The organism is Pseudoroseomonas cervicalis ATCC 49957, from assembly GCF_000164635.1.
Classification (GTDB): Bacteria; Pseudomonadota; Alphaproteobacteria; order Acetobacterales; family Acetobacteraceae; genus Pseudoroseomonas; species Pseudoroseomonas cervicalis.
Map to the genome: position 1 here is coordinate 85,680 of NZ_GG770779.1, position 10,310 is coordinate 95,989.

General features: G+C 71.6%; 11 protein-coding genes. 7 read left to right on the top strand and 4 right to left on the bottom strand.

Annotated features, from left to right (window positions below):
- Both HMPREF0731_RS11655 and rpsT read right to left on the bottom strand, forming a co-directional pair.
- Nucleotides 1-364 (bottom strand): DnaA N-terminal domain-containing protein (locus HMPREF0731_RS11655; RefSeq protein WP_007004330.1); only part of this gene is annotated, 364 nt, incomplete at its 3' end.
- 363 nt (nucleotides 365-727) lie between these two features.
- A complete protein-coding gene (gene rpsT, locus HMPREF0731_RS11660) occupies nucleotides 728-1,006 on the bottom strand; it encodes a 30S ribosomal protein S20 (RefSeq protein ID WP_007004331.1) in 279 nt (92 codons plus the stop codon).
- A gap of 374 nt (nucleotides 1,007-1,380) precedes the next feature.
- Here rpsT and HMPREF0731_RS11665 point away from each other — a divergent pair, with 374 nt between their 5' ends.
- From HMPREF0731_RS11665 to mgtE, 6 genes are all read left to right on the top strand, one after another.
- The gene (locus HMPREF0731_RS11665) at nucleotides 1,381-2,496 is read left to right on the top strand and encodes an ABC transporter ATP-binding protein (RefSeq protein ID WP_245538321.1); all 1,116 of its coding nucleotides are present in this window, start codon (nucleotides 1,381-1,383) and stop codon (nucleotides 2,494-2,496) included.
- Nucleotides 2,489-3,412 carry a carbohydrate ABC transporter permease gene (locus HMPREF0731_RS11670; protein ID WP_007004333.1) on the top strand — a complete coding sequence of 308 codons (924 nt, stop codon included), beginning with the start codon at nucleotides 2,489-2,491 and terminating at the stop codon, nucleotides 3,410-3,412. The genes HMPREF0731_RS11665 and HMPREF0731_RS11670 overlap by 8 nt, the downstream gene beginning before the upstream one ends.
- A complete protein-coding gene (locus HMPREF0731_RS11675) occupies nucleotides 3,405-4,244 on the top strand; it encodes a carbohydrate ABC transporter permease (protein WP_007004334.1) in 840 nt (279 codons plus the stop codon). The genes HMPREF0731_RS11670 and HMPREF0731_RS11675 overlap by 8 nt, the downstream gene beginning before the upstream one ends.
- Nucleotides 4,245-4,259: 15 nt before the next feature.
- Nucleotides 4,260-5,549, top strand: coding sequence for an ABC transporter substrate-binding protein (locus HMPREF0731_RS11680; RefSeq protein WP_007004335.1), 1,290 nt, complete (start codon nucleotides 4,260-4,262; stop codon nucleotides 5,547-5,549).
- 3 nt (nucleotides 5,550-5,552) lie between these two features.
- Nucleotides 5,553-6,407: a metallophosphoesterase family protein gene (locus tag HMPREF0731_RS11685; RefSeq protein WP_040613051.1), complete on the top strand. Its 855-nt coding sequence runs from the start codon at nucleotides 5,553-5,555 to the stop codon at nucleotides 6,405-6,407.
- 225 nt (nucleotides 6,408-6,632) lie between these two features.
- Complete coding sequence (gene mgtE / locus HMPREF0731_RS11690) at nucleotides 6,633-7,973, top strand: magnesium transporter (RefSeq protein WP_007004336.1); 1,341 nt, start codon at nucleotides 6,633-6,635, stop codon at nucleotides 7,971-7,973.
- Nucleotides 7,974-8,039: 66 nt separating this feature from the next.
- On the opposite strand, the gene HMPREF0731_RS11695 is transcribed toward mgtE, so the two are convergent.
- Nucleotides 8,040-8,813 carry an enoyl-CoA hydratase gene (locus HMPREF0731_RS11695; protein WP_007004337.1) on the bottom strand — a complete coding sequence of 258 codons (774 nt, stop codon included), beginning with the start codon at nucleotides 8,811-8,813 and terminating at the stop codon, nucleotides 8,040-8,042.
- 20 nt (nucleotides 8,814-8,833) lie between these two features.
- Entirely contained in the window at nucleotides 8,834-9,676 is an 843-nt protein-coding gene (gene mutM / locus HMPREF0731_RS11700; RefSeq protein WP_007004338.1) for a bifunctional DNA-formamidopyrimidine glycosylase/DNA-(apurinic or apyrimidinic site) lyase, read from the bottom strand.
- 141 nt (nucleotides 9,677-9,817) lie between these two features.
- Between mutM and HMPREF0731_RS25375 the strand changes: the two genes are divergently transcribed.
- Nucleotides 9,818-10,310, top strand: a 493-nt coding sequence (locus HMPREF0731_RS25375; protein ID WP_007004339.1) for a hypothetical protein, incomplete at its 3' end; no start/stop codon positions are given.

Sequence of the window (10,310 nt, forward strand, 5' to 3'; positions counted from 1 at the left end):
GCGCGGCACCGGACAGCCCGGCGGGGGAGGGGGCGGCCAGGCCCTCGGCCAGGGCCGGCTCGGCCTCCGGCGCGCGGCCTTCCGGCGCGACGCGGATCTCCACCCGGCGCACGCCGAGATTCTCCGCCATCCACAGGTTGCGCAGGCGATCGCCATAGTGGCTGCGCACCCAGTCGCGCAGGAAGCGCGTGGGCAGCAGGATGACCGCCTCCTCGCCCTCGATGGCGGAGAGGGTCATCTGGCGCAGCCAGCTGCGATACTCGACCTCGCCCACCTCCTCGCGCAGGCGGCCGCGGATGCGGGCCCAGGCTTCCGCGACCTGACCGGTCGCGGCGGCGGAGGGAGTGCCGAGCTCATTCTCCATGCGAAGCACCTGCCACCCTTCTGGCCCTTGGCCATAGCTGAAGCGACCCCTCGCGGGGCGACAAGAACCGGTCAACGGACGCGCCTGCCCACACGGTGGCCGCGCGCCTCGCGCGGCGGCCACCGGCCTGACACAGACATACAGCGCGCCGGACAGCGGACGCAAATCACCGATCCGCTTGCAGGGCCGGATTCAAAGAACTGAACCCGACGACCGAAGACGACCGGTAACGCCGTGATGTAATTGGGTACTCGTGTTCGGCGGAGTGTTCTGGAAGGCTATCCCCCGCCGCGCCTTTGGCGCAACGGGTTCTTAGCGAGAACACGAGATCCGCCGGTCACCCCGCCGAAAGTCGCGGGGCGATCAACCCTGCGCGGGAGCGCCCAGAGCCTTGATCCGGGCGGACAGGCGGGAGAGCTTGCGCGCCACGGTGTTCAGGTGCAGCACGCCCTTGGTGACGGCGCGCTGGAATTCCGGCTGCGCGTCCTTGAACGCGGCCTGGGCAGCGGACTTGTCGCCGCTGCTGATGGCCTTCTCGACCTTGGTCAGGAAGGTGCCGACGCGGGAGCGGCGGGCGCGGTTGCGCTCGTTGCGGACCGCCGTCTGCCGGATGCGCTTGCGCGCGGAAGCCGTGTTCGCCATGGCGTGTTTCGAACCAGTCGTCTGTGTCTCAGGGACGCACGCGGCCAAGGGTTGCCCGTTGGCCACGCTGCGGGAAGGCGCCGCTTCTACCCGCCCGCGCCCCGCAGAGTCAATGCGTGAAGGGGGTGTGACACTCCGGCCCGGCCGCCGCGGCGCGTTCGCCGCCGCCGTTCCAGGCCGAATCCGCCCGCGCCGGCCGCCCCAGGCATGCCCCGCATGCACCCAGCGGGAAGCGGGGCGGGAGGCCGGTCCTCTCGCCGCCGGAATGCCATCAGAGCTTCATCGAAGCGGCACCGCCCTGTCATCCGCCCCGCTTAGAGGGCGCCCCGGACACGAAGGGGTGTGCTGCGGTGCAGGGGATCGGGATCGAGAAAGTGGCGCGCCGCTTTGGCGCGCAGGAGGTGCTGAAGGGCGTCTCCCTGGAGGTGGCGAAGGGCGAGTTCGTGGCCCTCGTCGGCCCCTCCGGCTGCGGCAAATCCACCCTGATGCGCATCATCGCCGGGATCGAGCGGCCCGATTCGGGCGAGGTGCGAATCCAGGGCCGGGCGGTGACGGGGCTGCGCCCGGCGGCGCGCGATGTTGCCATGGTGTTCCAGTCCTACGCCCTCTACCCGCATCTGACGGTGGCCGAGAACATCACCGTCCCGCTGGCGCTGCGCCGCCTGTCCCTGCCGCAGCGCCTGCCGCTGCTGGGTGGGCTGCTGCCCGGCAGCCGCGCCGCGCGCGACGCCATCGCCCGCGACGTGGCGGAAGCGGCCAATGCACTCGGCCTCGGCGCGCTGTTGCAGCGCCGGCCGGGCCAGCTCTCCGGCGGCCAGCGGCAGCGCGTGGCGCTGGCCCGCGCCATCGTCCGCCGCCCCGCCGCCTTCCTGATGGACGAGCCGCTCTCCAACCTCGACGCCGCGCTTCGCGTCCACACGCGGCGCGAGATCGTGGACATCCACCGCCGCGCCGGCGCCGCCACCCTCTATGTGACGCATGACCAGTCCGAGGCCCTGACCATGGCCGACCGGGTGGCGGTGATGCAGGGCGGCGAGATCCTGCAGGTGGCGAGCCCGGAGGCGATCTATGCCGACCCGGTGGACCTCCGCGTCGCGCGCTTCATCGGCTCGCCCCGCATCAACACTTTGGCGGCCGAGGCCGGGCCTGACCTCGTGGTGCGGGTGGCCGGCCGCCGCACCGGGCTGCTGGCCGAGCGGCCGGGCACCCTGACCCTGGCGCTGCGGCCCGAGGCGCTCTCCCCGGTGGCGGACGGCCTGCCGGCGGTGGCCGAGGGCCTGGAATTCCTGGGCGAGGGCGTGCTGCTGCATGCCCGCCACGCCCCCTGCGGCACCCCCCTGGTGCTGCGCCTGCCGCCCGAGCGCCGCCCGGCCCTGCGCCCGGGCGAGGCCTTCTGCCTGGGCTTCGACCCGGCCCGCGCCCTGCTGTTCGGCGCCGACGGCAAGCGGGTTCCGGCGCGGCTGCCGCAGCGGGAGGCGGCCCTTGTCTGACCTCGCCCTCCCCGCCGCCGCCGCCGGCACCGCCCGCCGGGCCGCCTGGAGCGAGGCGCTGACCGGCTGGATGCTCACCCTGCCGGCGGTGCTGGCCTATTGGCTGCTGCTGCTGCTGCCCACGCTCGCCGCCATCGCCCTGGCCTTCACCGATTACGAGCTGGGCGCCGGTGGCCTCGCCTGGATCGGCCTCGACAATTTCGCCGAGCTCTGGGCCGATCGCGGCTTCCGGCAATCCTTCGCCAACACGCTCTTCTATGTGGCGGTGGTGACGCCGGGCTCGATCCTCGGCGCCCTGGCCATCGCGCTGCTGATCGAGGGCGGGTCGCGCGGGCGGACCTTTTTCCGGGCTGTGTTCTTCCTGCCGGTGGTCTCGCTCACCGTCGCCATGGCGGCGGCCTGGCAATACCTGCTGCACCCGACCATCGGGCCGCTGAACGCGGCGCTGCGGCAGCTCGGCCTGCAGGGGCCGGCCTGGCTCTCCGATTCCTCGATGGTGATGTGGACGCTCTCCGGCATCGGCATCTGGGAGAATCTCGGCTTCAACCTGGTGCTGTTCCTGGCCGGGCTGACCGCCATCCCGCGCGAGCTCTATGCCGCCTCCGAGGTGGATGGCGCGCGCTCCGCCTGGTCGCGCTTCTGGCTGGTCACCTGGCCGCTGCTGGGGCCGACCACGCTCTTCGTCCTGACCATCACCATGATCCGCGCCGTGCGGGTGTTCGACACGGTGAAGGTGCTGACCCAGGGCGGGCCCAACAAGGCCTCCGAGGTGCTGCTGCACACCATGTACCAGGAGGGCTTCACCTTCTTCCGCCTCGGCTACTCGGCCGCCATCACCCTGGTCTTCCTGGCCATCGTGCTGGCGCTGATGTGGCTGCAGACGCGCTTCCTCGACAAGCGGGTGCATTATGCCTGAGCGCGACCTCCCCCTCTGGCGCGACCTGCCGCGCCTGCTGGTGCTGGGCCTGCTCGGCCTGCTGCTGCTGCTGCCTTACATCTGGATGGTCTCGGCCAGCCTGAAGCCGGCGGACGAGATCTTCGCCGCCACCCTCACCCTGCTGCCCGGCCGGCTGGCGGCCGCCGAGAATTACGGCGCGGTGTTCGAGCGCCTGCCGGTGCTGCGCTACCTCTGGAACGGCGTCGTCGTCTGCGGCGGCATTCTGTTCTTTCAGTTGCTCTTCGCGATTCCCGCCGGATACGCGCTCGCCAAGCTGAATTTCCGCGGGCGGGAGCTGGTCTTCGGCGCCGTCATGCTGGGGCTGCTGGTGCCGCCGCATGTGCCGGCCCTGCCGCTCTATGCCGGTTTCGCCGCGACCGGGCTGCTCGACACCTACACGGCGCTGATCGCGCCCTCCACCATCTCGGTCTTCGCCATCTTCCTGTTCCGCCAGTTCTTCAAGGCGCTGCCGGACGAGCTGATCCATGCCGCGCGCCTGGATGGCATGGGCGAGATGGCGATCGTCTGGCGCGTCATCCTGCCCAATGCCTGGCCGGCGGCCACCGCCTTCGCGATCTTCTCGGTGGTCGCGCATTGGAACGATCTGTTCTGGCCGCTGATCGTGGTGAACGGGCCGCAGCACGCGACCCCCGCCCTCGGTGTCCTGTTCTTCCGCACCAGCGAGGGCGACGACGATTTCGGCGCGCTGATGGCCGCCGCCGTGATCATGACCGCCCCCCTCATCCTGGCCTTCCTGCTGGCGCAGAAGCGCTTCGTGGAAGGCATCGCCACCACCGGCCTCAAGGGCTGAACGGAGATTTCCGCCATGACCATGACGATCGGGCGCCGCCAGGCGCTGCTGCTCTCCGCCGGCACGCTCGCCGGCCTCGCCGCGCCGCGCCTCTCGCGCGCCCAGGGCAACACCGAGATCACCGTCCACTACGCCCAGCCCTACATCTACAAGGAGGCGTATGACGCCCTCCTGGCCGGCTTCGCCAAGGCGGAGCCCGGCATCAAGGTGAACATCGTCACCACGCCGAATTACGAGGAAGGCGCGCAGCTGATCCTGCGCCAGGCCACCACCAACCAGCTGCCGGACCTGTCCTACCAGGGCTTCAACCGGCTGCGCGTCTTCGCCGAGCGCGGCATCGCCCAGGACCTGACCCCGCTGCTGGCGCAGGAGGGGGATGCCGCCGCCCAGGGCTACACGCCGAACTTCCTGGCGCTGGGCCATTTCGGCGGCATGCAGGCGGGGCTCGCCTTCGCCGCCTCCAACCCGGTCTGCTTCTTCAACGCCGATCTGGTGAAGCGCGCCGGCGGCGACCCGGACAACTTCCCCACCGACTGGAACGGCGTGCTCGACCTCGCCGCGCGCATCAAGCGGCTGGGCGACGGCAATGAGGGGCTGTGGTTCACCTGGACCGGCGATGACTGGATGTTCTCCGCCCTGCTCTTCGGCCATGGCGGGCGCATGCTCTCGGCGGATGAGCGCGATGTCGGCTTCGCCGGGCCCGAGGGGCTGGGCGCGCTGCGGCTGCTGGACCGCATGGTGAAGGAGGGCGGCATGCCCAACCTGACCGCCCCCGCGGCGCGGCAGGCCTTCGCCGCCGGCAAGCTCGGCATGATCTTCCAGACCACGGCGCAGGTGCGCGGCGCGCTGGCCAGCGTCGGCACTTCCTTCCCGTTGCGCACCACCACCATGCCGGTGATCGACCGGGAGAAGGGGCGCCTGCCGACCGGTGGCGCCGCCGGCATGCTGACCGCCAAGGACCCGGCGAAGCGCGAGGCCGCCTGGAAGTTCCTGCGCTACTCCACCAGCCCGGAAGGCCAGGCGATGATGGTCAAGGCCACCGGCTACCTGCCCTGCAACCAGCTCGCCATCGACCGGCCGGAATACCTCTCCGAGTTCTACCGCGAGAACCCGCTCTTCCTGCCGGCGGTGAAGCAGATCCCGATCTCGGTGCCCTGGTACGCCTTCCCCGGCAGCAACAGCGTGCGGGTGACGCAGACCATGGTCGACAACCTGGCCCGCATCGTCGAGCAGCGCGCGACGCCGGAGCAGGTGCAGGCCGACATGGCCGCCGAGGTGCGCCGCCTGCTGCCGCGCCGGAGCTGAGCCATGGCGTTCCACATCGCGCAGATCAGCGACACGCATCTCTCCGGCCTGCATCCGGGCTTCACCGCCAATTTCGAGGCGCTGGCGGCGCATCTGCTGGAGCAGGCGCCGGATCTCGTCGTGCACACCGGCGATGTCTCGGCGCATGGCGAGCAGCCGGGGCCGCAGGGGCAGGAGGATCTGGCCTATGCCCGCCGCGCCATGGACGGGCTCGGCCTCGACTGGGTGGCGGTGCCGGGCAACCATGATGTCGGCAACGACCCGGCCTGCGGCGGCGACACGCCCGCCGATGCCGGCCGCGTGGCGCGCTGGGAGATGGCGTTCGAGGCCGGCCATTTCCTGCGCGACGTGCCGGGCTGGCGGCTGATCGGGCTGAACACGCTGATCACCGGCACCGACCTGCCGCAGGCCGAGGCGCAATTCGCCTTCCTGGAGGAAGCGCTGGCCGGCGCCGGCAACCGCCGCGTGGCGATCTTCCAGCACAAGCCGCTCTGCGAGGTCACCTTCGCCGAGAGCGGCATGACCTACTGGTCGGTGCTGCCGGGGGCGCGGCGGCGGCTGCTCTCGCTGCTGCGGCGGCATGACGTGGCCTTCGTCGCCTCCGGCCATGTGCACCAGGCGCAGGACCGGGGCGTGGTGGAGGAGATCCGGCAGATCTGGGCCCCGGCCGTCGCCTTCTTCGTCGGCGACACCTGGCAGGAGCGCATGGGTGACAAGCGCCTCGGCTATGTCGCGCATGTGCTGCACGAGGATGGCCGGCACGAGGCGCGCATCGTGCATCTGCCGGCGCTGCAGCCGCACGATATCGGGCTGATGCCGCATGTCTACGGCCCGCAGCGGCCGGTCGCCGCCGAGTGAGAGGGGGGCGCGGGGGGCCTCTGCCGCCCGCGCCACTTCGCGCTTGACTTGCCCGGGCCGCGGGTCCATCCCGCCGCCCGTGGCGCCCCGGCGCCACTTCCCAGGAACCCAAGAGATCATGTCCAGCGACAGTCACTCTCGATTGTCCGCCCTGGTCCTGGTCCGCGTGGACTGAGCGCGAGGGCTCGCCGCGCGGCCGCCGGAGGCGGACGCAACAGGTGAGCCATGCTCCAGACCCCGTTTCCGGCGCGGCTGGCCCTCGGCCATGCTGCGGACCTCATCGAATACCTGAACGAATTGCCGGTGGCCGAGGCGGCGCCGCTGCTGGCCACCCTGCCGCTCGAGCGCCAGGTCGAGCTGTTCGACCGGCCCGAGCTGCAATCGGCCGCCGCCCTGCTGCTGAGCCTGGAGCCCGCGCGCGGCAGCCGGCTGCTGGCCGAGATGTCGGCCGACCGCGCCGCCGATGTGCTGCGCGAGCTGCGCCCGGCCGACCGCTCGCGCCTGCTGGCGCCGCTGGAGCCGGAGCCGGCCGCCACGCTGCGCCAGCTGCTGGGCTATCCCGAGGGCAGCGCCGGCAGCCTGATGACCACCGAATTCGTCAGCCTGCCGGCGGATGCCACGGTGGCCGAGGCGCTGGACCATATCCGCGCCGTCGAGCGCACGCGGGAGACGATCTACGCGCTCTATCTGCTGGACCCGGTGAGCGGGGTGCTGCTGCGCACCGTGTCGCTGCGCCGGCTGATCACCGGCGCGCCGGGGCAGAAGGCGATCGAGCTGGCGCCGGCGCGCGAGCCCGTCGCGATTTCCGCCGACACGCCGCGCGACGATGTGGCGCGGCTCTTCGCGCGGCATGACCTGCTGGCGGTGCCGGTGGTGGATGCGGCGCGGCGGGTGCTGGGCATCGTCACGGTGGATGATGTGCTGGATGCGGTGGTGCAGAAGGACACCGCCGATGCGCAGCGTTTCGGCGGTGTCGAGGAGCTGGGCAAGCCTTACCTGCGCATCGGTTTCCTGGAGATGCTGCGCAAGCGGGCGGGCTGGCTCTGCATCCTGCTGGTGGGTGAGATGCTGACGGCCAGCGCCATGCAGCATTTCGAGGATGAGCTGGAGAAGGCCATCGTGCTGACCCTGTTCATCCCGCTGATCATGAGCTCGGGCGGCAATTCGGGCAGCCAGGCGACCTCGCTGCTGATCCGCGCGCTGGCGCTGGGCGAGGTGCGGCTGCGCGACTGGTGGCGCGTGGCGCTGCGCGAGGTGCCGACCGGGCTTTCGCTCGGTGTGATCCTGGGTGTGCTGGGGGCCGGGCGGCTGCTGGTCTGGCAATGGGCCGGCTTCTACGATTACGGCCCGCATTACCTGCTGGTGGCGCTGACGGTCGGGCTGGGGCTGGTGGGCATCGTGCTGTTCGGCTCGGTGGCCGGATCGATGCTGCCTTTCGGCCTGAAGCGGCTGGGCTTCGACCCGGCGAGCGCCAGCGCGCCCTTCGTGGCGACGCTGGTCGATGTCACCGGCCTGGTGATCTATTTCAGCGTGGCGATGGCCGTGCTGAGCGGCACTCTTCTCTGATGGCGGGGTCCGGGGGGACCCTGTCCCCCCGGCGGAGGGGTCTGGGGAGGCGGAGCCTCCCCAGGATCACCGGAAATTCGGCTTCCGCTTCTCGACGAAGGCGCTCATGCCTTCCTGCTGTCCTTCGGTGCCGAACAGGCTGAGGAAGAGGCGGCGTTCCAGGCGCAGCCCTTCGCGCAGCGGCAGTTCGAAGGCGGCGTTGACCGCTTCCTTCGCCATGGCGACGGAGGGGGCGGAGAGCCCGCCGATCTTCTCGGCGATCTTCAGGGCCTCGGCCATCAGCTGATCGGCCGGGACCACGCGGGCGACCAGGCCGGCGCGTTCGGCTTCCTCGGCCGGCATCATGCGGCCGGTCAGCACCATTTCCATCGCCTTGGCCTTGCCGATGGCGTGGGTCAGGCGCTGGCTGCCGCCGGCGCCGGGGATGATGCCGAGATTGATCTCGGGCTGGCCGAATTTCGCCGTGTCGGCGGCCAGGATGATGTCGCACATCATCGCCAGCTCGCAGCCGCCGCCGAGGGCGAAGCCGGAGACGGCGGCGATGACGGGCTTCTTCACCGTCAGCACGGCTTCCCAGTTCTCGCCGATGAAATCGTGCAGATAGGTGCCGGGGAAACGGCGCGGCTGCATCTCGCGGATGTCGGCGCCGGCGGCGAAGGCCTTCTCGCTGCCGGTGAGGATGATGGCGGCGATGGCGGGGTCGGCGTCGAAGCCGCGGAGCGCGGTGGCCAGCTCGCGCATCAGCTGGTCGCAGAGCGCGTTCAGCGCGGCGGGGCGGTTCAGCCGGATCACCCCGGCGGCGCCCTGCGTCTCGGTCAGGATCATCTCGTAGTCTGACATGACGTTCCCCTTGTGGTCGGTCAGCGCTGGGTGCGCGCGCAATAGAAGGTGCTGCGCCCGGATTGGACGATGCGCGACACGCCGCGGCAAGTGGGCGGGCCGGGGCAGAGCGGGCAGGGCGCGCCTTCCCGGTCATAGACATGGAAGCGGTCCTGGAAATGGCCGAGCTCGCCATCCGCCTGGACGTAGTCGCGCAGGGAGGATCCGCCGGCCTCGATCGCCTCCTCCAGCACCGCCTTGATGGCGGGCACCAGCTTCTCGGCGCGGGCGCCGGGGATGGTGTGGGCCAGGCGGCGCGGCGAGAGGCCGGCGCGGAACAGCGCCTCCGCCACATAGATGTTGCCGAGGCCGGCGACCACGCGCTGGTCCAGCAGCGCCGCCTTGATCGGCGTTTTTTTGCCGGTCAGGGCGGAGGCGAGGATGCCCGGGGTGAAGCCTTCCTCCAGCGGCTCGGGCCCCATGCCGGCCAGCAGCTTGTGCCCGTCCTCGGCCGCCGTCGGCACCAGGTCGACGCTGCCGAAGCGGCGGGGGTCGGCGAAGCCCACGCGCTGCCCGTCATCGGTCTGCATCACCAGATGCTCATGCGGCGGCGGGGGCAGGTTGCTGCCCACGGGGCGCGCCACCATGCGGCCCGACATGCCGAGATGGATCAGCACGGAATCGCCGCCCGAGAGGCGCATCAGCATGTACTTGCCGCGGCGGCGGAAGCTCTCCACCCGCGCCCCGGTCAGCCTGGCGGCGAGGCCGGGGGGGAAGGGCCAGCGCATGCCCTCCCGGTTGGTCGCCGCCAGGGTCAGGGTGCGGCCGAGCAGCAGGCGCGACAGGCCGCGCATCACGGTTTCGACTTCGGGCAGCTCGGGCATGGGCGGGGCCTGGTCGGGGAGGGCGGGCCGCCGGTTCTAGAGCGCCGCAGGGGCCGAGGGAACCGGGCGACAAGGGGGTGTGAATGGACGCCCCAGGGCCCGCGCCTATCCTGGCCGGCCATGCAGAGAAAAGGACACGCCATGCCCCGTTCCCTGCCGGCCCTCCTGGCCGGGCTGCTGCTGGCGGCCCCCGTGACGCAGGCGCGCGCCGCCGATCCGGCCTTCGAGTCGCTTGTGCCCGGCCTGGCCATCACCCCGCTGGCCAGCCTGCCGCCGGCGCCCGCCAGCGCGCGGCAGCGCCAGGGCTGCGAGACCCGGCTGATGCGCAACCCGCGCAGCGAGGCCGCCCGCCAGGTCGCCGCCGCCGGCTGGGGCGTGACCGGGGAGGAAAAGCTCGGCCGCTACCAGGCGGTCAGCTTCGCGGGCGAATTCCAGGGCGGCACCAGCGGCAGCTGCCAGATCGGCCAGGGCAATGTGGCGATCTTCGAGGGCGGAAGGCTGCTGGCCGTGGCCTATGCCGAGCGCGGCGCGCCCCGCAGCATCGGCGGCATCGCGCCGCTCTGGCCGGATGGGCTGCGGCTGTGGGATGGCGATTTCCTGGCCGCGCCGCTGGCCGATCTACGCCCGGCCGGTG